The organism is Nocardia sp., from assembly GCF_025465275.1.
In the GTDB taxonomy this organism is placed as follows: Bacteria; Actinomycetota; Actinomycetes; order Mycobacteriales; family Mycobacteriaceae; genus Nocardia.
Genome location: NZ_JAODNK010000167.1, coordinates 1 through 22,796, shown reverse-complemented (window position 1 = coordinate 22,796; position 22,796 = coordinate 1). Strand labels below are relative to the sequence as shown.

General features: G+C 65.7%; 17 protein-coding genes. 6 read left to right on the top strand and 11 right to left on the bottom strand.

The genetic code is table 11. The features are described from left to right. Positions 1–67: 67 nt before the first annotated feature. The 3 genes from JWN03_RS34980 (at position 68) to JWN03_RS34970 (ending at position 1,828) form a co-directional block, all read left to right on the top strand. Positions 68–988, top strand: a complete 921-nt coding sequence (locus tag JWN03_RS34980; protein ID WP_297624173.1) for a JmjC domain-containing protein — start codon at positions 68–70, stop codon at positions 986–988. A gap of 259 nt (positions 989–1,247) precedes the next feature. Further along, positions 1,248–1,403, top strand: coding sequence for a hypothetical protein (locus tag JWN03_RS34975; protein WP_297624170.1), 156 nt, complete (start codon positions 1,248–1,250; stop codon positions 1,401–1,403). Between the two features lie 212 nt (positions 1,404–1,615). Beyond that, positions 1,616–1,828, top strand: coding sequence for a hypothetical protein (locus tag JWN03_RS34970; RefSeq protein WP_297624167.1), 213 nt, complete (start codon positions 1,616–1,618; stop codon positions 1,826–1,828). A 374-nt stretch (positions 1,829–2,202) separates the two neighbouring features. Here JWN03_RS34970 and JWN03_RS34965 read toward each other — a convergent pair whose 3' ends face one another. The 9 genes from JWN03_RS34965 to JWN03_RS34925 form a co-directional block, all read right to left on the bottom strand. After that, positions 2,203–2,523, bottom strand: a complete 321-nt coding sequence (locus tag JWN03_RS34965; RefSeq protein WP_366914519.1) for a WhiB family transcriptional regulator — start codon at positions 2,521–2,523, stop codon at positions 2,203–2,205. Positions 2,524–3,459: 936 nt separating this feature from the next. Continuing rightward, the gene (locus tag JWN03_RS34960; protein ID WP_297624161.1) at positions 3,460–4,629 is read right to left on the bottom strand and encodes an MFS transporter; all 1,170 of its coding nucleotides are present in this window, start codon (positions 4,627–4,629) and stop codon (positions 3,460–3,462) included. Further along, positions 4,626–10,655, bottom strand: coding sequence for a non-ribosomal peptide synthetase (locus JWN03_RS34955; RefSeq protein ID WP_297624158.1), 6,030 nt, complete (start codon positions 10,653–10,655; stop codon positions 4,626–4,628). The genes JWN03_RS34960 and JWN03_RS34955 overlap by 4 nt, the downstream gene beginning before the upstream one ends. Next, positions 10,652–13,984: an amino acid adenylation domain-containing protein gene (locus JWN03_RS34950; protein ID WP_297624194.1), complete on the bottom strand. Its 3,333-nt coding sequence runs from the start codon at positions 13,982–13,984 to the stop codon at positions 10,652–10,654. Before JWN03_RS34950 ends, JWN03_RS34955 begins: the two co-directional genes overlap by 4 nt. A 33-nt stretch (positions 13,985–14,017) precedes the next feature. Further along, positions 14,018–15,493, bottom strand: a complete 1,476-nt coding sequence (locus JWN03_RS34945; RefSeq protein ID WP_297624155.1) for an SDR family NAD(P)-dependent oxidoreductase — start codon at positions 15,491–15,493, stop codon at positions 14,018–14,020. Positions 15,494–15,501: 8 nt separating this feature from the next. After that, on the bottom strand, positions 15,502–15,744 hold the full coding sequence (locus tag JWN03_RS34940; RefSeq protein WP_297624152.1) for an acyl carrier protein: 243 nt from the start codon (positions 15,742–15,744) through the stop codon (positions 15,502–15,504). After that, positions 15,737–17,569 (bottom strand): HAD-IIIC family phosphatase, encoded by a 1,833-nt coding sequence (locus JWN03_RS34935; protein WP_297624149.1) that lies wholly within the window; start codon positions 17,567–17,569, stop codon positions 15,737–15,739. The genes JWN03_RS34940 and JWN03_RS34935 overlap by 8 nt, the downstream gene beginning before the upstream one ends. Next, positions 17,566–18,528 carry a hypothetical protein gene (locus JWN03_RS34930; RefSeq protein WP_297624146.1) on the bottom strand — a complete coding sequence of 321 codons (963 nt, stop codon included), beginning with the start codon at positions 18,526–18,528 and terminating at the stop codon, positions 17,566–17,568. The genes JWN03_RS34935 and JWN03_RS34930 overlap by 4 nt, the downstream gene beginning before the upstream one ends. Positions 18,529–18,650: 122 nt before the next feature. Continuing rightward, positions 18,651–20,045 carry a B12-binding domain-containing radical SAM protein gene (locus JWN03_RS34925; protein WP_297624143.1) on the bottom strand — a complete coding sequence of 465 codons (1,395 nt, stop codon included), beginning with the start codon at positions 20,043–20,045 and terminating at the stop codon, positions 18,651–18,653. Between the two features lie 728 nt (positions 20,046–20,773). Between JWN03_RS34925 and JWN03_RS34920 the strand changes: the two genes are divergently transcribed. Together JWN03_RS34920 and JWN03_RS34915 are read left to right on the top strand one after the other, a co-directional pair. Then, positions 20,774–20,995: a hypothetical protein gene (locus JWN03_RS34920; RefSeq protein ID WP_297624140.1), complete on the top strand. Its 222-nt coding sequence runs from the start codon at positions 20,774–20,776 to the stop codon at positions 20,993–20,995. Next, a complete protein-coding gene (locus JWN03_RS34915) occupies positions 20,992–21,309 on the top strand; it encodes a hypothetical protein (protein ID WP_297624137.1) in 318 nt (105 codons plus the stop codon). The genes JWN03_RS34920 and JWN03_RS34915 overlap by 4 nt, the downstream gene beginning before the upstream one ends. Before the next feature lie 149 nt (positions 21,310–21,458). On the opposite strand, the gene JWN03_RS34910 is transcribed toward JWN03_RS34915, so the two are convergent. Continuing rightward, on the bottom strand, positions 21,459–21,635 hold the full coding sequence (locus JWN03_RS34910) for a hypothetical protein (RefSeq protein WP_297624135.1): 177 nt from the start codon (positions 21,633–21,635) through the stop codon (positions 21,459–21,461). Between the two features lie 117 nt (positions 21,636–21,752). Further along, a complete protein-coding gene (locus JWN03_RS34905) occupies positions 21,753–22,049 on the bottom strand; it encodes a hypothetical protein (protein WP_297624132.1) in 297 nt (98 codons plus the stop codon). Between the two features lie 110 nt (positions 22,050–22,159). On the opposite strand from JWN03_RS34905, the gene JWN03_RS34900 reads away from it, so the two are divergent. Then, on the top strand, positions 22,160–22,796 hold a 637-nt coding region (locus tag JWN03_RS34900), incomplete at its 3' end, for a hypothetical protein (protein ID WP_297624129.1).

Below are 22,796 nucleotides of genomic sequence, written 5' to 3'. Positions count from 1 at the left end.
CGGTTCCACATTCCTCGATCCGCTGGGACTGGACGCGTTTCGACGCGACGTGTGGTGCAAACATCCGGTGGTCATCCACGGCTCCTCGGACAAGTTCGCCGGCCTGTACAGTGCTGCGGATTTCCGCGCCGGCCTCCACGGCACGGCGTACAGCTACGCCGTCTACCGTGACCACTCAGGGGAGAACAAAGAGACCGACGCGGTGACGCCACGGACGGCATCGGCCCTCTTCGACGCGGGAATGTCGATTGTCACGGTCGGCGCCGATGCCGACAACGAGCGGCTCAGCGCGTTCATTACGTCGGCCGGAAAAGCGCTGGGCGTCACCGCGGGTGCGTTCGTCAACTGCCACTACTCACCGGACGGCCACGGCCTCGACTGGCACTTCGATGCCACCCACGTCTTCATCCTGCAAATTGAAGGCAAGAAGCGGTGGCAGTTCTCGCGTAGCCCCGCGACACCGGCACCGTTGTTCGCTCGAGACCTGGAAACCGTACGACAGCCGGAATTCGCAGCGGCACTTGGCGACGGGCAGAAGTGGGAGCCGCCGACAGGATCGGATATCTCCGAACGGGACCTCCAGCCCGGGAACGTTTTCTACATGCCGCCGGGCACGTGGCACAAGGCGAGCGCTCTGGGGGAATCGCTGGCGCTCACACTCTCGTTCTATCCCATCTCCTTCACCACTCTCCTGTCGACGGCGATCCATGCCCTCGCCCTGAAAGACACCGAATGGCGACGTGATCTCGAGGAGTTCAATCCTCTCGATACCGGCGCCATCGGGTCCGCCGCGTTCGCGAGCTTCCTTGCCGGGCGGCTCGAAGAGGCTGCCGGCGTCATCCGGGACATGTCGGCGGAGGACCTCGTCAGCGCGTTCAACCATGTCCGGGCCACGCCACCGCTGCGTGACCTCGTTCGCGACTCGACACTGCTGACAAGGGTGCGCTCGGCACAGAAATCCCAGGGATCTGTCCTCAAAGCCAGATGAGCACGTGCCGGCGCATCGACCGCATTGAGGACTCCATGTCAGTCGTGCCGCTGCGTGACGAGGGAGGTTTGATTCAACCCGACGTCGCACTCGAACGGCGGTCCCACCGCAAGCGCCCGCGAAACCGTCGATCCGCGAGAGGTTGTGACCCGAGCGACCGACCACGGGATCCATCCAGGCTTTACGCGGACCCCGCCACGGCCTCTGCGGATCCTCGGCTCAGGGGCGTCCGGTGCCGGCGCTCTGCCAGGAATGCCGCTTGCGGGACGTCTGCGGCGGCGGCCACTACGCGCAGCGGTACAGACGCGGAACCGGTTTCCTGAATCCGTCGGTGTACTGCGCGGACCTGATCACTTTTCTGGACCATGTCTCCGCGCGGCTGGCCACCGACCTTGCGGCGATCCGAAAGCCGTGAGAGATGGACCCGGAGAACCTCATCGGCCAGCTTTCGAGCGGCCAGGACGACATCGAGTTGATTCAGCTACTGACGAAGGCACAGTTCGGCAAGCGGTCGCGGTCTCCAATACCAGGCGAGACGGCTCGAAACCTCGTTACGTCCACTGCCGATCGCGAGGGGGCTACGAGCCGGTCAGGGCCCCGCGTAGGGCGTTCATGAGTGTATTGCCGATGATCGAGCCGCCGGTTCCGGAGCCGAAGTTGATCGAAGGCCCGGTCAAAGTTGATCCACCGGTTGAGGATCCAGTGGTCGATGATCCCCCGCTCGACGACCCGGATTGTGTGGAGTCGGTGGTGTTGGTTGTATCGGGAGATATGCCGGTGGGCGAGGTCGATGTACCGTCGCCTACGGGAGTTGTCAACGACGTGTCGGCGGCGGCGTAAGCAGTTGGAAACACGAGCGCGCTGGCAGTCGCTCCGACCACAATTCCCCGGCGGATCAGGTCTATTTTCCTCGTCAACGTTTTGCCCTTGTCGCATTTGTCGGTTCAGAGCCCGCGAGTATGGCTGTGCGCTCCACAATCTCGCTCGAACCGTGGATTTACCATCGAAGTAGTCGCAATTCGAACGCCGTTGTTCCCTCCGGCAGTCGAACTACCTGGTGAATCTTGACAGACCCAGCCACATCAAGCTTCCCATCTATGGGAAGGACCGTTCGACCTCGTCGCCGCGTTGATCTCTCACGGCACACAAATATGCGGACCAAAAATCAGCCGAGGGAACCGCATGTTTTACCCGGTGCCATTGCGCAGGCCCGATCAGTGGTTGCTGCGCGAATTTGTGCGCCGGCGCTCAATCCTTCGTCGCGAGCGCGCGGATGCGCACAAGAGGTCCTGAAGTTCGTGCTCGGACATCCCGCCCCAAATCCCGTACGGCTGCTTGGTCGACACCGCGTACGCGCGGCATTGATCCAATACCGGACAGCTATTGCAAATCCGCTTAGCGCGACGTTCTCGATCGATACGAGCCCGGCCACGCTCACCATCCGGATGGAAGAAAACCGCAGGGTCCAGCCCTTGGCAGGACCCGAATGACTGCCAGGGTATGTGATCAGCATTCCAATATTCATGCCTGACCATTGCGAACATGACAAACTCCTTGATGCCAACCGATCTATGTGAGGATAGAAGCTCCCCAGATCTGAGAACGAGCCTGGCTTCGAACCGGTGGTGCACATACCGATGGTCGCCCAGAATCGCCCGAGGACATCAGGTGAGCATCAAATAGCGATTCACGCAGCGCTATGTCACGGTGCTGGCCACACCGTGTCCTAGGGCAGCCGATGAGGGTCGTCCGGTCAGCTGCCTTGCCAGCGGTGGCAATATGACGGGCCGTTGTGGTCTGTACATTTCAAGGGGTCGAAAGGCGGGACTTCGTCCTGCCGTCCTTGTCTGGCACGGTCAGTCGGGCGGACGATATGGAACCTGGAGCGTTCGCAGAATGAACATCTTCACCGTCAGACCAGCGATCCCTAAACGTGTCGCGAATATCGCGACAGTGGCAACCATCGCTCTATTACCCTTCGCAGGGCCTGGATCGGCACTGGCTGGCGCAGCGTTGGATCCTCCTTCGTCGTCAAAGTCGATATCTGCTCAGCACGGGGAATCCTCTGCGGTACAGGATAATTGGTCCGATTCGGACGGCACCCATGTAGATGGGTATCGTGACGGCCCGGCAGATGGGGGCACTGGCTGGCGAAGCTCGGTTCCGGCTCATCCCAGCTATCCGGGCTGTGACAACTTGCGATGCCACCGAGGCTTCCTTCCTCAACCGCCTTTCCCCTTCATTCCACCGCCATCGGGGAGCAGTGCCGGTAGCGGCCTCTGACTCACCTGCGGACAACAACAAGAAGCGCAACCACGGCGGGCACGGGAACACCGTCTGCATTTAGGCATTCGGAAAAGGCCAAGTCAATGCCGCAGCCTTTGTGCCGCCTGGCCAGTAGTACGCCACCTTCTTCGTATCCTCGAACACGATGGGCCAATGTCCGTCGGCGCTCCACCGTCAAGCTCCAACTACCTGGACGGCGCGGGGGAGTAGAAGCCAACGAGGACGGCCACAAGCAGCCCGGCCGCCGCGACGGAGGAAAAGCCCGCTGCGGGGGAGTCCGCGTCGACGGCGGAGCCGGCGAGCAAAACGCCCAGAGCCAAGCCTGCGCTGCATGTGCCGGAATACAGGCCCATCACGGTGCCGCATCGGTCGGGTGGGGCGTGGCGATTGATGTCGGCCGCGAGTAGGCCGATCGTGGGGGCACACAGGGTGCCGGCTGGTATCAGAGCCAGACTCAGCTGCCACCAGCCGACTCCCGCCATACCAATGGGGGCGGTGCACAGAGCGAGCAATGCCAGCATCGTCCGGGCCGGTGGTGTGCGGGGCAGGCGGGCAGCGAGCAAGCCCCCCACGATCGAGAAGCCCGACCACGCGGCGAAGACGACACCGGTCGCGGCAACCTGGTCAGCGCGGCGCATCGCCGCGATGACGGCCACCTCAGTGCCGCCGAGAACGATCATGGTGGCGGCGCCAGCGACGAAGACGCCGAGCAGCGGCGGCGTGACCCACATCGGCAACCAGTGTGGCAACGGAAACTCACGGCCAGAGCTGCTATCGGGCCGTACGACGATCTCATCCCCGGACCGGGTGGGCATCGATGGGTCGAGGACGGCAAATGCCGCAGTTGCGACGACGTTGCCTGTACCGATGGCAAACATCAGGATGTGGGGCGAAACAGTCGCAGCCACCAACCCGGCCAGGAACGGGCCCAGCATTATCGCGATCTCCGTGCTGACGGCGTCCAGCGTGTAAGCGGCCGAGCGCTTCGCCTCCGGGACCACCGCAGCGATGCACTGTCGGACGATGATATTGGTCTGGAGGCTGAACATGCCGCCCGCGAAGGCGGCAACGGCGAGCGCGACATAAGGCAAGTCCGGGGCGGTGGTCCAAAAAAGCGCCTGCGCCGTCGCGGTCAGGACGAGGACAGGTCGCAGGCCGCGTCGGTCGACCAGGTAGCCGAAGAGCGGGGCGCTGACAGCGGCGCCCACGGTATTGGTTGCTGTGACCAGACCAGCGGCGGTGTAGTCCCGATGTAGGCCCAGAACAACCTGCAAGGCGAGCCCAACGGTGATCGCCGTCACCGGGATACGGGCAAGCGTCGCGAGGGCCAGCAGCGGGCGCAGCCCGATCGTCACACCCGACTGGCAGCCGCGGCGAGACGAGCCGCGAGTATCGGACCGATCCGGCTGAGAGGTTCCGGGGACAGCAGGTCGTCGTGTCCGGCCTCAACGTGGTGGAATTCGACCGCACCCATCAGGTACGGACGCCAGATATCGGCTGTTGACGAGCCTTTCGCACCGAAGATCAGCGTGTCACAGGAGACCGGTTCCGGAACAAATCGGTAATTCAGCCGAGTGTTGTTACCGACGACTCTGTTGAGCCGCCGTGCGAGGTCGGCATCGTCGGCTGCAAAGCCCGCGACACTCCGGTGCGCCTCCGACAACGCGGCGTCCAACGTGTCCTCAGCGAGATGCACGTGTGAATCAAGCAATGCCAGTAATGCGACGGTATCGCCGCGGTGCTCAAATCGTGCTGCCATCGCCTGTGCGACGGCGCCGCCAAGCGACCAGCCGAGCAGATGGTACGGACCCGTCGGAGCGACGGCAGTGACTTGAGCGACGTAGTCCTCGGCCATCTCCTCGACCGACAGTGGGAGCTCTTCGTCACGGCTCAGCCCGCGCGCCTGGATGCCGTAGACCGGTCGGCTCGTGTCGAGGTAGGGGAGCAATGGCGCATACGCCCAACTCATCCCCACCACGGGATGAATGCACCACAGGGCAGGTGCTGCACCACGAATCCGCAGTGGCAAAACGGTATCGAGGGCAGCCGGTCCGCGGTCGTCAGCCCTGTCGTACAGCCATCGAGCCAGCATGCCCACAGTCGGGTACTGGAATAGCGCTTGGATCGGCACGTCGACACCGAGTACCGAGAGCACCCTGGCGGCCAAACGGGTCGCCAGCAGCGAGTGACCGCCGAGCTCGAAGAAGCTGTCATCGGCGCTTACTCGTGGCAAATCCAGCACTTCCGCGAACAATCCCGCGAGAACCAGTTCGCGCGGCGAGGTCGCGGCATGCTGCCCGGCGGGTATGTCGTAGGAGGGTTGCGGGAGGCCGTGGACGTCGGCCTTTCCGTTGGTGGTCAGCGGAATCGATTCGACTACGGTCACGGCCGCGGGCACCATGTACGCGGGAAGCCGCAACCGCACATATTCCCGCAGAGTCGCCACAGCGACGTCTGCGCCGGGGGCGAGGACGACATAACTGACAACGCGGCGGTCTCCTGGACTGTCCTCACGGACTGTCACTACCGCCGAAGTCACCGACGGGTGGCCCGCCAGCATGTGCTGGATCTCGCCGAGCTCCACCCTGGCCCCTCGGACCTTGACCTGGTCATCCGCGCGGCCCGCGAAATCGAGCGCGTCGTCGCGCCGTGTCCGGGCCAGGTCTCCGCTCCGGTACATTCGCTCCCCTCGGCGCACCGGGTCGGCGACGAACCGCGACGCGGTGATGCCAGGACGGTGCAAATAGCCGCGAGCCAGCCCCGGTCCTGACACGTACACCTCACCGACCACCCCTGGTGGTACCGGCCGAAGCCGGGAGTCCAGCACTTGCACGCGCACATCGTCCAGGGGCTCGCCGATCGGACTGCCACCGATCCTTGCCGGGTCCGCAGTGGGATCGACAGGATCGAACACGTCCGCGATCGACAATTCGTACACCGTCGTGTGCACGGTGGTCTCGGTGATCCCATACATGTTCACCAGCTGGGGACTGCGCACCCCGGGGCGTGCGAGCAAGCTACGCAGGCGAGCCGGCGCGAGGGCCTCACCGCCTAACACGACGATCCGCAGTGCGGGCGGCGGATCGGCCTGCACTGCACCCGCCCCGTGGGAAGCGAGGTTGTGGCCGCCCTCCCAGACGGTCAGCAACTGGTCGAATGCGGACGGAGTCTGGTTCAGCACGGTCACCGCCTCTGCTCGTAGCAGAGCCAGAAACTCTCGTGGCGAACGGCTGACGTCGTGCGGCACCACAACCAGCCTGCCGCCATGCAGCAGCGCCCCCCACAGCTCCCACACCGAAAAGTCGAAGGCGTAGGAGTGGAACAGGGTCCAGACGTCGGCGGGGCCGAACTGGAAACGGTCCCTGGTTGCCGCGAACAAGCGCACGACGCTGTGGTGGGAGACGACGACTCCTTTGGGGGCGCCGGTCGACCCCGAGGTGTATATGACGTACGCCGGGTTGGCGGCCCGCAACCGTCGCACACGGTCGAGGGCGGTGTGTTCGACGAGACCGTCGGCCCGCGTTCGGTCGCGGTCGGGTAGAGGGAGCAACAGGACCGCTGTCGAGGCAGGCAGATCGGCTGCGATGGTGGCGTTCGTGACGGTCAGGGGTGGTGCCGCGTCGCCGAGCATGAACTCGATGCGTTTGGTCGGGTAGCTGGGATCGATCGGCAGATAGGCCGCGCCGGCTTTGAGTACGCCGAGGATCCCGACAACAAGATCGGCACTCCGCTCCAGAGCGATTGCGACGATGTCCTCGGTCCCGATGCCACGGACGGTCAGCTCTCGGGCGAGTCGGTCAGCTTTGGCGTCGAGCTGGGCGTAGGTCAGATCACCAGCCGGGTCGGTGACCGCGATCGCGGTGGGGGAGCCTTCTGCGATCGCCTCGAACATTTCGGGCAGCGTCGCGCCGTCCCGGAATCCGGCTGCGGCGGCGTGTACGGCGCCGGGGCCGTCGGGGGTCGGCGCGATATCGGCGGCAGGGACGGTCTCTGCGGCTTCGATGGGAGCGTCCGGGTCGCGGATCAGCTGGTCCAGCAGAACGACAAGACGCTCGGCCAGCGAGGCAGCGGTGGCGCGGTCGAAGAGATCGGTCGCGTACTGCAGTGTGCCGGCGATCTGCTCACCCGGCATGTGCTCGACGAGGGTAATGGCGAGATCGAATTGAGCACGGCCGACCTCGATGTCGACATCGAGGCTTGCGTTCAGGTTTGGCACCGCCAGATCCTCGATCCCCCGGTTCTCCAGTGCCAGCGCCACCTGAAACAGCGGGTTCCGGCCGGCGACGCGCGGCGGATTCAGCGTCTGGACGACTGCCTCGAATGGGGCGTCCTGGTGGGCGTACGCCGCTAGGTCGGCGGTGCGGCACCGGTCGATCAGCGCACGGAAGGTCGGATTCCCGGCAGTGTCCACACGAAGTACGAGCATGTTGACAAAGAATCCGACCAAATTCTCCAAGCTTGCGTCGACGCGACCGGCGACCGGAGTGCCGAGAACGACGTCGGCTCCGCCACCAAGCTGGGACAACAACGCCGCAACGCCGGCGTGCAACACCATGTACTGGGTTGCCCGGCAATCGTGGGCCAGCGCCGCGATGGCGCGAACAAGCTGCCCGCCGAGAGTGAAACTGACGCAGCCGCCGCGCCCGGTGGGAACCTCCGGGCGCGGGCGGTCGCGTGGCAGTCGCAGCTCTGCGGGGATCCCCGCGAGCGCCTCGCGCCAGTGGGCGAGCTGCCGTGCGAGCAGGCTGGCTGGGACGGACGGGTCACCGAGCAGGTCCCGCTGCCACAGGACGTAGTCCGCGTACTGCACAGGCAAGGGGGACCAGTCCGGCGGTACGCCGTGCAGGCGTGCACCATATGCGATCCCGACATCCCGCACCAGTGGCCGGACGGACCACTCGTCCCCGGCCGTATGATGCACGAGCAACAGCAGCACCTGGTGTTCTGGGGTGGTGCGGAACAGCGCCACCCGCAGCGGCAGGTCTGACTCCAGTTGGAACGCGAAGGCGGCGGCCTTCGCGAGGGCGTGCGGCAGGTCCGCCTCCGCGACATCCTCGGCCGACCATGGCACCTGAACCTGCGTTGGCTCCAGGATCATTTGCTGGGGCTCGCCGTCGATGCCCGGAAGCACGGTGCGCAGCGACTCATGGCGGGCGATCAGATCGTGCATCGCCGCATGCAGGGCATCACCGTCGATGTGACCGGTCAGCCTCAGGACGATCGGGATGTTGTAGGTCGGGCTCGGGCCGTCGAGCCGGCTCAGGAACCACAGCCGCCGCTGGGCGAACGACGGCGGCAACGCCGCTGCACGCTGCCGCGGTCGCAGCGGGGGGTGCGTCGGCTCGGCGGGCTCCGCAGGCAGACACTCCGCCAGCCCTGCGGGGGTCGGGCTCTCGAACACCGCGTAGATCTCCAGTTCCACGCTCAGTTCGGCGCGGATTCGGCTGATCAGCCGGGTGGCCGCGAGCGAGTGCCCGCCGAGTTCGAAGAAGTTGTCGTCAACGCCCACTGCGGCAATTCCCAATACCTCAGCGAACAGTCGGCACAGCGTATGCTCGCGCGGCGTCGGCGGTTCCGCAGCGGACCGCGGACCAAAACCCGGCGCCGGCAGCGCGTCCCGGTCGAGCGTCCCAGCGCCGGAGACCGGCAGCTCGTCCAGGGCCACAACGATGGCGGGCACGTAATGGACAGGAAGGCGCGAGGCGACATGCCGCCGAATCGCGCGTGCGTCGATCGCGCCGCGAGCGACCACGTAGGCGACAAGTCGGCGGTCACCGGGGCTGACCGCATGGATGACCGCGGCGACCGCGCGGACCTCCGGCCGCTCGCGGATGGCCTTTTCGACCTCCTCGAGGACAACCCACCGGCCGCCGACCCTGGACGGCGCGTCCGTGCGGCCGAGCAACTGGACCGTATCGTCGGCGAGCACTCGCGCCAAGTCCCCGGTGGGCCGCAACGGCCACGGGCTGGATGAGTCACCGAGACCGCCAGGTTCGACACCGGGAAGGTACAACTCGCCTACGCAACCGATCGGCATGGGGCGCAGTGCGCGGTCGAGTATGCGGACCGCAGAGCCTCCGTCGGGCGGGTCGCTGAGCTGGATGCTGTCTGCCCGCTGGTGTGGATCGGCGGCGATCGCCTCCAATAGCCGTGTCATCCGGCCCACTACGTGGTCGGCAACGCCCCCCAGTAGGGAGGGCTTGAGGAGGAATTGGAGCTGCAGCCGCTCACCCGCGGTGACGATCACGGCGAGTGGATAGTGCGGCGCCCCGTGCATCTCGACGTCCGTGACGCGCAGGCCGTCGGTCACGGGGAAGGAGTGCTGCGCTGGGTAACTGTCGAAGACCACGAGGGTATCGAAAAGCTCGCCGACGCCTGTTTGGCGCTGGATCTCGGCAAGGCTCAGGTGCCGGTGCGAGAACAGGAGCGCTTGTTCTGCCTGAAGGCGGCGTACCAAGTCCGTTACCGGCTCTGTGGAGTCCAGTCGCAGCCGCACGGGCGTCGTGTTGATGAATGGGCCGATGACCCGCTCGACGCCGTTGATTTCGGCCGGTCGCAGCGCGGTCGTGGTCCCGAAGACGACGTCGTCACGATGCAGCAGGTGCCCTAGCAGTAGGGCCCAGGCGCCTTGGATAACAGTGCTGAGCGTAACCCCGGCGGTGCGGGCCGCCGCTACCAGTGCCGCAGTGACTGCCGGCGACAGCTCGACGGTGCTGGCGAGTCCGGCTGCCAGTCCTGGTGTGACCGGGCGCGCGGCCAGCATGGCCGGTTCCAGGCCTCCGGTGAGTGCCGCTCGCCACGCTTGCGCGGCGGAGACCGTGTCCCGGTCCGCGAGCCAGGCGAAGTAGTCTCGATACGCTGCGGCCGCGGGCAGGTTCTCCGCACACCCGTCTGCTGCGTAGTGAGCGAACAGCTCTTGAACCAACAGTGGGGTCGACCAGCCATCGAGAACAATGTGGTGGACGGTGATGAGCAGCAGATGCAGCTCGGGCTCCGTGCGGATCAGAGCGAACTTGATCAACGGGGGGTGGGTCAGATCGAATCCGCTGCTGCGCTCCTCGGCGAGAATCCTGTCGACCGTGCGCTCACGCTCCGTAGCCGAGCCGCGCAGTGCGACCCGCCGCCAAGCAGGAGCCGACTGCACCGCGACCACCTGGACCGGCGTTTTCATGCCTTCGAACCAGAACGCAGTGCGCAACGCTGGATGGCGCTCCACCAGGGCGGTGCCTGCCTTATGAAGCACCTCGACGTCGAGCGGGCCCGCTAGCCGCAGCAGGATCTGGGTGAGATAGTCATCGGAGCCATCGGAGATCGCATGGAATAGCAGGCCTTGCTGGAGCGGGGACAATGGAAGTATCTCTTCGATTTCCAGTCGGCTCATCGGGACTCCCAGGCTGCTTGTACCAGGTCTATCTCTGCCTGGCTCAGTGTCACGAGCGGCACGTCGGCCGGGACAAGCCCGCCGGCCCGCGGCGTCCGCGCGTAGCGGACGATGGCGCTCAGCGCCTGCAGCCAGGTCTCGGCGAGCGCCTGAATGTCGGCCTCGGCCAGCAGGTTCGCGGCCCAGGTGACGGTGGCCTCCAGGCGTGGGCCGTCACGCTCGTCCCTGGTCAACGCGTCGACGGTGATCGTGTGCGCCAAGGGCATCTCGCCGTCGGCACCGTCGAGCAGCAGCCCGAACCCGGTACTGGGCTCCGCTATGGGGTTCCAGTCGATGTCCGCATCAGTCCCCATTCGGCCGAGGTAGTTGAAACAGATCTGCGGCGGGGTGCGGTCCGTCAACACCGGCGCGGTATCCGGGTTCAGATAGCGCAGCAGCCCGTAGCCCACGCCCCGGTTCGGGATCGCCCGCAGCCACGCTTTGCATCGACGCAGCACTGGCCGCCAGCCGCTCCCCCCGATCGCCAGGTCGTCCCAGTCGATCGGTCCGGTGTCCAGGCGCACCGGGAATATGCTGGTAAACCACCCGACGGTCCCAGAGGGATCGAGCCCGACGGCCAGCGGCTCCCGACCATGGCCCTCCATGTCGACCAGCACAACGTCGCCCGCGACGCCCAGCCGCCGCCGCCAGTACGCCACGGCGACCCCGAGGCCGGCCAGCAACAGTTCGTTGACCTGCAGGCGCAGCGTTTTCGGCACTCCGGTCAGCAGGGCCGCCGTCGTCTCGATCGGCAGACTGACCGTGAGTGTTCGAGCCGTCGCTACCGTGTCCATGGCGGGGTCGAGTTTCCTCGCGCTCAAGGGCGGATCGGAGCCGTCGAGGGTGCGCACCCAGAGGTCGAGCTCACTGACCCGGTCGGCGCTCACCGCATCCTCGGCGAGGAATCGGGCCCACCGCCGGAAGGACATCGCCTGTGCCGCGCCGCTCATCGGCGACAGTGTCGAGTCCGGCACTGAGCTGTTGCGGAGCTCGCGCTGGATGATCCGCCATGAGACACCGTCGACGGCGAGATGGTGAATGGTCAGCAGCAGCAGGCCGGGTTTGTCGGCTCCGGCGTCGAACGACGTGGCGCGTAACATTCGGCCGGTCCACGGGTCGAGAAGGTCGCCATTGCGAGCTTCATGCTCGGCGAGCAGAGCCGCCACGGGGACCGTGTCCAGGCCCGCGATGTCGACAGTCGTCAGGACTTCGTTCGCGACGAAGGCCGTGACGGGGACCGTCCAGAGGTCGCCGCACGTGCCTCGTTCAAGGCGCATCCGCAGCGCCGCATGTCGCCGTAGGAGGCCATCTACCAGGGCAGGAACGTCCGGGCGGAGCGGTCCTGCCGGCGTGCGGAATGCCACCGACTGGCGGTAGGAGGAAACGTGTTCGCCCATCTCGCGGAGCCAGCAGATGATCGGAGTCGCTGGCAGTGAGCCGTCTTCGTCATCGCCAGGCGCACCGGCGGGCCCGGCTCCGGGCCTGGTCGGTACCGCTACGGCGGCCAGTTCTGCGGGCGTCTGGTGCTGAAGAATCTCTTCTGGGACGATCGCCAGCCCGGCGGCCTGCGCCTGGGCGGCTAGCTGCATCGCGACGATGCTGTCGCCGCCGAGCTCGAAAAAGCGGTCGGTCGCCGCGACCTCGGCCAGGCCGAGCACCTGGGCGAAAAGCGTGCGGATCGTTGTCTCGCGTACGTTCTGGTCGGCCGCAACAGTGTTCTCGTTGGTGGTGCCCGCGCCGCTGGCATCCGGCTCGGGGCCGGGCAGCGAGGTCGGGGCCCGCAGCGCGACGCGATCGAGCTTGTCATTCGCTGTACGTGGGAGGTCGTCCCGGAGGATGTACAGCTCCGGCACCATGTAGCGCGGCAACCGCGCGGCGAGGTGTGCGCGCAGGCGCTCCGGCGAGGGTGCGATTGTCTCAATCGCGCTTGCGGGTGTCGCGTAGCACACCAGCCGCAATCCGCCGTCGTCTGCGGGGACCGCCACGACGGCAACTTCGCCGAGTCCGGGGAGGTCCTCCAGCGCGGCTTCGACCTCTCCGGGCTCGACACGGAAGCCACGGATCTTCACCTGCTCGTCGGCCCGGCCCGCGAAGAATAGATCGCCCTCGCCGGTCTCTCCGACCAGATCGCCGGTACGGTACATGCGCCCACCGGGCGGCCCGAGCGGGTCGGCGATGAACCGCGCGGCCGTCACCCCTGGCCGCCCCAGGTACCCGCGTGCGAGGCTTCGGCCGGACAGGTACAACTCGCCGGGTACTCGGCTCGGCAACGGCCGTAGCCGCTCGTCCAGCATCCGCGCGCCGGTGCCGGGGATCGGTCTACCGATTGTGATCACGTCACCGGTGAGTGGGGTGACCGTCGCGTCGACCGTGAACTCGGTGGGACCGTATCCGTGGAATGCCGCGACATTCGGCAGTGCCGCCAACTCTCGCCAAAGCTGCTCGGTGACCGGCTCGCCGCCCACCAGGAGCAACAACGGGCGCTCAGCGCAGACCGCGGCAAGGCCGTGCCGCAACAGTCGGCGGGCCTGGGTGGGTGTGATGTCCAGGTGGTCGATCGCATGCTGTCGCAGGTAGCGGACCAATGTTTCCGGATTCATCCGGATGGCGTCCTCCAATACATGCAATTCGTTGCCGTGCAGCATCCACAGCAGCGGTGCCAGGGAGGCGTCGAACGACCAGGACGCGCTCTGCGAGAGGCGAAGCGGCCGCTCCCCGAATGGGCGCAGGGCAGCGGTGAACGTCGGGGAGGAAGGACTGAGGTGACGGGCCAGGTTCGCCAATGCGCGTCGCTCGACCGTGACCCCCTTGGGCGTTCCGGTGGACCCCGACGTGTAGATCACATAGGCGGCGTTGCGGCCGTCCCATTCATCCGGTTCGCGCAGCCGTGTTCCGGTGAGTTGCCGGTCCGGGCCGTCCGCGACGTCCGATACGCTCATCAGCCGACGACCCGATTTCACCACTGCGGCGGTCGGATGCGCGCTGGTCAGCACGACACCCGGCGACGCGTCGCGGAGCATGAAGGCTATTCGCTCCGCCGGATAGTTGGGGTCGACGGGAACGTACACGGCGCCCGCCTTCCAGACGGCCAGAGCGGCTACCACCGACCACTCCGATCGCGGAAGCGCAACGGCAACGCGTCGCTCGGGTCCCATTCCTGAATCGACCAGCGCACGTGCGAGCCAGCCGGCGAGTGCGTCCAGTCGGGCGAATGTCAACGACACAGGCCCGCAGACCACTGCCGTGGCCTGCGGCGTTCGCACGACCTGTGACTCGAACCGAACGATCACGTCTTCGCCAGGCAGATTTTCCACTGATCCTCCTCAGCCCAGGTACACCGGTTCGAATACCGCACCATCGCCGTCCTCGAGAAGCGCCATCACCACTTCTGCGGCCACAGCCTCCGTCGCGATGGCGCTGACGTGACTCAGAGGGGCGCTCGTCAGGTCGGTCCACATCCGCGGCGGTCGGGTCACCACGACGCGCCAGGGGAAGTTCCTCGCCAGGTAGGTCGCAAAGCCCTCCAATGCGCCCTTCGCCGCGACGTAGTGTGGCCAGAGCATCGGCGGGTCGGCCACTGCGCGGGATGAGACGATAACCACAAATGCGTCCTTGACCAGCAAGTCCCGGCACGCTGCCAGCGGATCCCAGCAGTGCCGAACGCAGTCGTTGACATACTTGGCTGCGATCTCACTCGCGTCGATATGCAGCGGCAGTGACGCCAGGCGCGGCGTGCTGCACAGCACAAGCCCGTCGAGGCGGGTGAGATCAGGCGGCAGCGCGATCCGTAGCGCGACCGCGTCGGTAGCGTCGGCTTCGATCCCGTGCAGCCGTTCTGCCCCGTCGCCAAGCTCGTCCCGCATCTGCGCCACATGGGCTGCGGCCGCACGGCTCACGGCCAGAACCCGTGCCCCCTGGCTCATCAGGCCCAGCGACAGCGCTCGTCCGAGGCCGCGGCTGCCGCCGACGACGAGCGTCGTCCTGCCGGCGAGGCGCTTACCCGGGCGCAGGTGTGCAGCGATCGAGGCGGCCGTCGCCTGCGGAGCGGGCTGACGAAGGAAGCTCTCGATGGCCACCGTCGCGTGGACGCGGCCCGCCACGACGGCATTCACCCGAACAAAACCTGTGCGCGGGCATACGTCCGGTGGCTGCGTGCGGTATTGGATCTCCGGTCCGGCCGCAACCAGGGATGAGAACGTGACGCGCAGGCCGCACAAGACAGCGTTCCGACCCGGCGTTCGCATACCAGTCCAAAAGCCGGCCCAGGCAAGCGTGGCCACGAGATGCTCAGGGAGAGCAGCGTTACCGAGGATTTCTCGGACCGCAGCAGTGTCCGAGCGGTGCGTCCCGACCTCGGCGCCGAGCGCCGCGAGCGCATCGATATCCATCACCCTGGCCTCAGCCTCGGGCTCGGCTCGAGTGACCGCGCCGGGTGGCGTGCCGTCGCCCGGTTCTCCCGCCGTGAGCGGTTCCTCGGCGAGCCGATAGCGGACTGTACAGACGGTCAGACCCGCAGAGCGGAGCCGCAACGTTTCGGCAGCGAGGTCTGAGGTGATACGCACGCGACTGCCCAACGTCATCGGGTGGTGGAACCCGACCTGAAGCTCCACCACTCTGGACACCGCAGGGCCAAGCTGACCGAAGGCGGCCAGGACACCCAGCACCCCGTGCACGACCAGCTCACCGTAATGGGTCTGCTGGGCGAAGCGCAGGTCCAGGTGCAGCGGGTTGCGGTCGCCGGTTGCCGCGGCAAAACGCTCGAGGTCCGCAGCGGTGAAGATGGCCTCGCCGGATGACATGGCCCCGGTCACTTCAGGCCGCCGGCTATCTGCAGCGCCACGACCAGGCCGCCCAGCGAGAGCCCTGGCATGAGTGCATCGTCGTCGAGCCGACAGTCGAACTCTCGTTCCAGCGCATGAACCAACCGGATGTGACCGAGGGAGTCCCAACTCTCGACGTCGGCGGGGACGGTAGCCATGCCACGAGCAGGCGGGCTCCCGATGATCCCCGCGAAAACTGCGGAAACACGATCGTAGACAAGGTCATTCATGCTGCTCCTCGTGAATGAACCGGCTCGGCGCGACGGGTCCGCCTGCGAGATCCCAGAGGAAGCGGCCGGGAGTGCTGAGATCCGTGGCGAATCCCATTCCGGGGTAGATATTCGCGGTGACACCGTTGCGGTCGGTGGCCCTCCGCAGGCCGACGAGCTGTGAGCAGCCCTTGACCCGCGCCCACCGCGACACGGCCGCAACCAGGTTTTGCTCGGCGGTGCGACCGATGACCCGGCAGCTCAGGACGAGCGTGTCGATCTCCACCACACGGTCGTGGGTCTGGGCGACAACAACGCCGACGATGCCGTGGTCGGCGAACGCGTCGCGCATCCGCATGGTCCAACAGCGCCAGCTGTCGTCGGCAACCTGCGCCGCGAGTTCGGTTTGTGTTCGCCGACGACCGGTCAGGTTGAACTGGTTGGTCTTGACGATCAGTTGCGCGGCCCGCGGCAGCGTGACCTCGCTGACCGGCGCGATCTCGGCAGTCATCGACAGCCGCCGCAAATAGTCCTCGATGTTGCTGTCGGCCGCAGCGAGCTCGGCACCGGCAGCAAGCGCCGTGTAGGACTCGGCTCGGGTGGTGTCCTCGGCCAGGAGCGGCCCGGCGAACAGGCCAGGGGCGGCTTCAAGCGCAGCTGGAAAGCCCGACGGCTGTGCGGGCAGGTCGACCACCTCGACCGCAGGCAGGGACGCCGCCACCTCGGCACGCTCCGCCGGGTTGTCGTCCACGAATACGAGGCTGCCGGGGCCCAGCCGCAATTGGTCGGCGATGTCCCGCAGCTGCGCCGATTTCGGCCGCCAATCCGCGACGATCGCCGCGAAGTCCTGCGGGCGCAGCAGCATCCCCGGATGCTCCGCCAACGCCCGGAGGGCCAAGTCTCGATCGTTTTTGCTCGCCACGGCGAGCACAATGCCCCGCTCACGAAGCCCGCGCAGAAACTGTTGAAAAGCGAGAAACGCCTCGCCACGGGGCCCACCGGCGGGCTCGATACCGTCGATGCCGTCCTCACCGAGCACGCCGTCCCACAGCGTGCCGTCAAGGTCGAGGACGACGCATCGGCGTGTCAGCCCGACATCATGCGCAATAGTCCCCGCTACAAGCGCAGCGAGATACGGCGCGGCGTCCAGTGCGAACGGCTGTCGCATGGCATGCCAGAAACGTGAGTCCTCCCACCGTGCGAGCCCGACGACGGCAGCCTGCCGTTCAGCGTCGATGAACAGCACCTGCTCGCCTGCACGGCGGCGTAGCTCAGCGTTCACTCGCCGCACTGTCGACGACACTGACCCGTCGGCGGTCCACGCCGTGGCGCCGGATGGATCACTCGCCGGAGACACCAGTCCGAGCTGCACCACCCGCGCGCCCGCTGTGGTCGCCGCGCGCCAGAGTGAGGCGACTCGTGTCACGGCCACGTCGACCCGTTCCGCCGGACTAGGCTCCGCGCTCTGCTCATCGACCGGCCCGCTGCCCGGCACTAGCCCCAGGTCCTGCCATGCGAAGCAAAGGACGACGTATTCCGGCCGGTCAGCGAGCACCGGCGAGCCAGGATCCAACAACACTTGCTCGAGCTGCCCGAACGGTGCCGTTCGCAGGTTGAACGCCATCCGGTGGCGGATCGCGGCGACCGGCAGCAGCTCCTCGAGAATGTCGGTCGTGTACGTGGCAAGCAGGATCACCTTCAGCGTTCGCAGCGGTCCGGAACCGGCTGCCGACCAGGTCTGTCCTGTCGGCTCGGTATCAGATGGGCCCACCCCTGCAGCCAGCTGTCGAGCGGCCTCGTGCCAGGACAGATAGCCTGCGGCGGGAGCGGGCAGCGCCACTGTCATCGCGACTCCCAACCGTCGACTTCTACAGCCGGCTCGCCGACCCTGTGCTGCCCTTCGAAGGCTGCGACCCGTCGCAGCGCTGAGACGACCGCCCGGGCTGCGTCCGGGCGGGAGGCCTCGGCGGAGAGTCGCGCATGCAGGAGCAATCCGGGCAGACGGCGCCAATGCTCCAGCGCGCTCCGCCAATGAGCTAGCGCCTGCGGGGGCATCAGGCCCGGGTCCGCTTCGGCGGCCGAGACAGCGAACTCCCGCTGCCGTACGGCCTGCCACACATCCTCGGCCTGGGAGTAGGCAGCCGAGTCGGAACCGTGATCGGTAAAGTAATCCGCGAGCGCATGGCAGGCGTCGGGGCCTGCCAACCGGTGGTCGGTCCGCATGGTCTCACGTATCGGCCCGCACCCCGGAACTACCGGCTCCAGCCAGCGATAGCGCGCGCCCAGCTGCGTCGGACCTGTGCCGAGAACGCTACGTTCGCGAAATTGGTGCACCGTATTGTCACCGGACAGTGCCCGACCCCAGCCGACGAAGAGTGCGGGCGGGAGCGGCCCACGAAACGGCTTCTGACGGCCGCGCTCAGTGGTCATGGCCAGCGGGTCGACTAGCTCGGCGGCCGCGCCGAGCGGCGGCAGGACGAACCAGTGCGGCGCGTGCCAACGGCGGTATCCCAACTGCCAGGGCAAGTGAAAAACGTCCGCTGCAACGATCACCGGCCCGACGCCCCGCAGGTCATCAACCGCGGCCCGCGCCTCCTTCGCATCGTCGCAGCCGCGCACCGTAAGCCCAAGCCCCCCGGCCCACGGCACGGGGCTGTGATCGAATTGCCACAGCCCACCTTGCTCACGGACACCAAGGTAAGGACCGCCGGTGAGCAGCGGCCGCCACCACCTCAACTGGCGGTGAGTGAGCCATACGCCCAACGCTGCGGTATAGCAGGTGAATCGCTCGGACCATGCTGCCATCAGGTCCGAGTTGAATGGTGTGGCGCTCGTCGAGTCCGGACTCATGCGTCAGCCACGGCACTCGAACCGCGGCGGTCCTGCCCGTCTGATCGCCGGTCTTCCTTGGGCAGCATGCATGGATCTCATGGCAATGCGCGGATCGCGGATCCGCGCATTGCCTGGGAGAGCATCTCGAGACCCGTCGTATAGACGTCATAGATCTGCTCGCCGGTCGCATTCCCGCTCGCAATTACGGGCGGGAGTTCTTCACTGTATAGATCAAAGTGTTTATGCAACAGCCGCATATCGTAGCGTTCAGGATGATCGAACATCGGGCTTCCCGGGTACGGCACGAACACCGACAGATACGAGGCCGCAAGCAACCCCCGGTCAATCAGTGACGCACCCCAGTCCAGCGTTCGTCGCATATCGTCGATGCTTTCGCCGGGCAGACCGACGATGAGATATGAGCACGCCGCGAGTCCTGCATCGCGCAGTTGGGCCAAGATCTGTTCCAGGCTGGACAGTTTAGTGTGCTGCTTGAACAAATTCTGGGTATGGGCGCTCACCGACTCCAAGCCCAGTTCGATCCACCGGCAACCACTCTCGCGCAGTGCGTCGTATACTGCCATATTTCCCAAGCAATTGAGCCGAGTCTGGCAGTCATAGGTAATTCGACCGAATTGCTTGAGGGCATCGCATATTTCCAGGGTGCGATCCGTGTTGACAGTAAAGGTCTCGTCCCCGAAATAGACATGATGATGTTCGCCGAATTGCGCACGGTATGCATCGACTTCGGCGATAACGCGTTGTGGCGAGAAGTAGGACGGCTTGCGGCCGATCGTCTGTATTGTGCAGAAGTCGCAGGTGAAAGGGCATCCTAGCGCGAAGTTCTGTCGAATATAGCGCAGATCCTGCCCCGTATCGGCGGGAAATATGTCCACCTTCGGGAACGGCATCTCGGCAAGCGGCATTTGCCTGCTCGTGCGCGTGACAGCGAGCGTCCGGTCGGGTAGCTCGAACACAAGATTGGGAACATGATCGAGCTGTCGCCGATCGCGCAGGGCGGACAACAGGGCGGGCAGCGCGTACTCGCCGCGATCACGAACCACATAGTCCACGTGCGGGTTTCGAGCCACGTAGTCGTACAGTGGGGTGGCGACGATCCCGCCGAACACGACTATCGCGCGGTGATTGATCTCCTTGATCATCTCCGCAATGCGAAACGCGTGCGGAAGGTTGATAGTCATCGGTGAGAGGAGGTATACATCGGCACCGTGATCGCCGAGCCTCCGGTGGATCGTATGCTCGTCGATGCGATCAACGATTGCGCAGTCGCCATAGAAGTCCAGCGACTCCAACTCATCGAACCCGGCATCGCGAAGGACGCCCGCCAGCCACGGGATCCAGTGCGGCAGCTCCCACAACACCTTGCGCATCGGACGGACGTTGGAATGGACTGCCAAGTAGCGCAGATCGAAGCTCTGCCAATATTCCTGCCTACCATGCACCTGCCGTAGCGGAATCGGCGTGTGCACGAACGCAATCCGCAAGACTCCACCCCTCTAGCGGCATCGAGGCCAGTGGACGCCGGCGACCCGCTCAGTTCCGTAGAAGAAGTAGAAACGTTAGCCCGGAATCTTGTCCGGTTCCCGACTGCCATCCCCACCAATGGAGACACGGCCTCGCGGACAACACTTCCGAATCTGATGCATACATACTTATATGTACATATGAAAATCATTGAATCGTCTCGGAAAGGTGATCCAGACCTCCTGGCAACCCGGTGCTTCGATTGCGTCGGCGCCAAGCGAATCCGCCGGTCTCGGCTCCTAGAGTTGTCGCAAATAAGTTGACATAAGAGCTATTATCGGCGAAGGAAGCCGTCGAATCTGCGCGGATTCGCTCCGACAGCCCTCTGGGCCAACCCGCGATTACACGAGCTCGACTCAGTCAGCTCGAAGCCGAAAGTCCCAGCATGGGGATGCCGTTCAACCATCGACTTGCAGGTCCCAACCCCTCCCTTCCCCCCATAGGCAGCATTACGTCACTGTGACGGATGTGTATTGGTACTAAATGCGATCGTGTGACGAAAGCCGATAGTCGGCGGATGCCCGGTCGAGCTGGCGATAAACTGCCCAGTGGCACCCCTCATGGTTGTCGCGTGCCGCCGGGCGGTCGTAACCGCCAATGTCTCGCAACCGCCCGGCGGACCCGAACCCTGGCGCCCTCGACACGCCATACGATCGGCCATATGATTGGCTGTATGAGTACGAAGATGACGTTCGTGATCCCCGATAGCCTGGTCGGACCACTGCGCGAGCGTGCTGGTGCCAACCGGCAACTCAGTGACTATGTGGCGCGCGCGATCCGCCGGGAGTTCCTTCGCGAGGATGTCGCGGCGCTCGCGGCAGCCGAAGCGGCGGCCGGCGGCGCGAACCTGTCGTTCGAACTCGGATTCCCCGATGAGCAGGAGTCCGGCCTGTGACTTCAGGCCCTACCCGCCAAGGCGAGATCTGGACCGTGGAAACGGTCACCCGCCAACGGTATTCGGTCATCGTGATCGACCCCGACATGCTGGCCGAGTCCCGCCCCGTGATCAGCGCGGTGCGGGTGATCGAAGCCCGCGAGGTGTTGACCCCGTTGTCCCTGCTGTCGATGACGCTGCCCGACGGCCGTGTGGTTGTCTCGTATTCGCTGGTCACGATCGCGCGCGCCAGCTATGTGGAGCTCGAGGCGACGCTGACCGGCGAGGCTCTCGGGGCGTTCCGGGTGTTGCTCGGGCACAGGTTCGATCTGTAGCCCTGCGCCGGCGGACGCCGACATCGCCGATTGTGGCCTGGACCGTGCTCGGTCCGGGCCACTTCCATCGCCGGGTGCTACTTCAGGTGTTCGAAGGTCAGGTAGTGCCCGGCGACTTGGTTGTCGGGGTGTAGACCCGGGGTTAGATCTCAGGGTGGGCGAACTCGACCCGGATCGTCTCCTCGGGCGTCGCGCCGCGGACCCATGCTGGCGGTAATGAGGGTGACCAGTGCGCTGCGTGTGTAGGTGGTGCCGTTTCTGTCGATCTCATCGAGTTCGATGATGAGCACCGGGGCCGTTCCCCGGTGCCGATGTGTTGTGTTCATGCCGTTTTCGCATGGCTGCCCCATGAGGCTACGTACACCGACCGACACTGGCGAACGAGTTTGCCCACCGATCGCCGAAGGCCCCGGAACCTGCGCGGATCCGAGCTTTAACGATCGTTAGGACTGCTCGTCTTCCTCGAGATCGGTGTTCAGCTCCATCACCTGGCCGACAAGTTCTCGGTTCAAGGACCGGCCACAGTGTTGGACCAGCACTGGTGCGAGGAGGTCCAGCGTTGCGCTCCACTTTCCGAGCGCTTTCGTGATCTGCGGGACGCTCACCGGGGCGCGGGCCGGTTTGGGTTTGCGCTCCCCCGACACGGCTGGGTCCTTCTCAGCGGCTTCGATCTCGGCGAGCCGCCGTGTCGTCGAGCCCGCAGGCTTGTTCCGTTGTAGCGCAGCCTGTCCCGCAAGCATCAACAGTGTTCCCAACCCTGGCTTGTGCTGCCCGCTACGGGTCGGCTCGTACTCAATAGTATGCGGAGGTGGTTGCCGATTCCCTTCGTGATGCCCTGGAACGACGAGACATGGTCGCGTTCGACGACACGTTGCAAACGTTGTTCACCTCGATTCCCGCACTCTCGCCCGCGGCTGCAACCGAAGTCGCCACTGACTTGATGCCGCTGCTGAGACAGGTGCCCTGGGGTGTCGGCTCGGGCATGGTGCGCGCCGTCGGCGCGCTATGCGACCGCGGCGTGAATCCTTCGGTGGTGTTGCCGACCCTTGTCGACCGGGCCATCGCGGTCCTGGCCGACGTCGAAGGGTTCAAGACCCTAGCCGCCGCCGTCGGATTCCAGCTGCCCGAGGTCCGTGACATCGAGACGTTCAACGCAACCGCAGCCGCGATTCTTGCCGCGGTAGCGAGCTCGGGCATCGATCAGCAGGGCGCCATGTCGGCCGTCGAGGCGTGGTTCGCAGCAGACGACTGGGTACAACCGGTGCTGTATCTATCTCAGCGCAAAGACTCGCGCCTGGCGATGCCGCGGCGACAGGAACTACTCGGCGCCGTCGACACTGCCGAAGCAGACATCGAGACCGCGCACTGGCTCAAGGGCCTGCTGCTGGTCCTCGACGACGAACCACTTCTCGTGCTACACCGCGCGACCAGCCAGGGCTGGCGCTGCACCATCAGCGGCATCGGCGACAACTTTCAACTGCACACCC

Bases quoted from the DNA above. Each gene is read 5' to 3' on its own strand.
- JWN03_RS34970 (WP_297624167.1), top strand. From the start codon at position 1,616: ATGATCGAGCCGCCGGTTCCGGAGCCGAAGTTGATCGAAGGCCCGGTC.
- JWN03_RS34965 (WP_366914519.1), bottom strand. From the start codon at position 2,523: ATGGTCAGGCATGAATATTGGAATGCTGATCACATACCCTGGCAGTCA.
- JWN03_RS34955 (WP_297624158.1), bottom strand. From the start codon at position 10,655: ATGAGCCGACTGGAAATCGAAGAGATACTTCCATTGTCCCCGCTCCAG.
- JWN03_RS34945 (WP_297624155.1), bottom strand. From the start codon at position 15,493: ATGTCATCCGGCGAGGCCATCTTCACCGCTGCGGACCTCGAGCGTTTT.
- JWN03_RS34940 (WP_297624152.1), bottom strand. From the start codon at position 15,744: ATGAATGACCTTGTCTACGATCGTGTTTCCGCAGTTTTCGCGGGGATC.
- JWN03_RS34935 (WP_297624149.1), bottom strand. From the start codon at position 17,569: ATGACAGTGGCGCTGCCCGCTCCCGCCGCAGGCTATCTGTCCTGGCAC.
- JWN03_RS34930 (WP_297624146.1), bottom strand. From the start codon at position 18,528: ATGGCAGCATGGTCCGAGCGATTCACCTGCTATACCGCAGCGTTGGGC.
- JWN03_RS34920 (WP_297624140.1), top strand. From the start codon at position 20,774: ATGAGTACGAAGATGACGTTCGTGATCCCCGATAGCCTGGTCGGACCA.
- JWN03_RS34910 (WP_297624135.1), bottom strand. From the start codon at position 21,635: ATGAACACAACACATCGGCACCGGGGAACGGCCCCGGTGCTCATCATC.
- JWN03_RS34905 (WP_297624132.1), bottom strand. From the start codon at position 22,049: ATGCTTGCGGGACAGGCTGCGCTACAACGGAACAAGCCTGCGGGCTCG.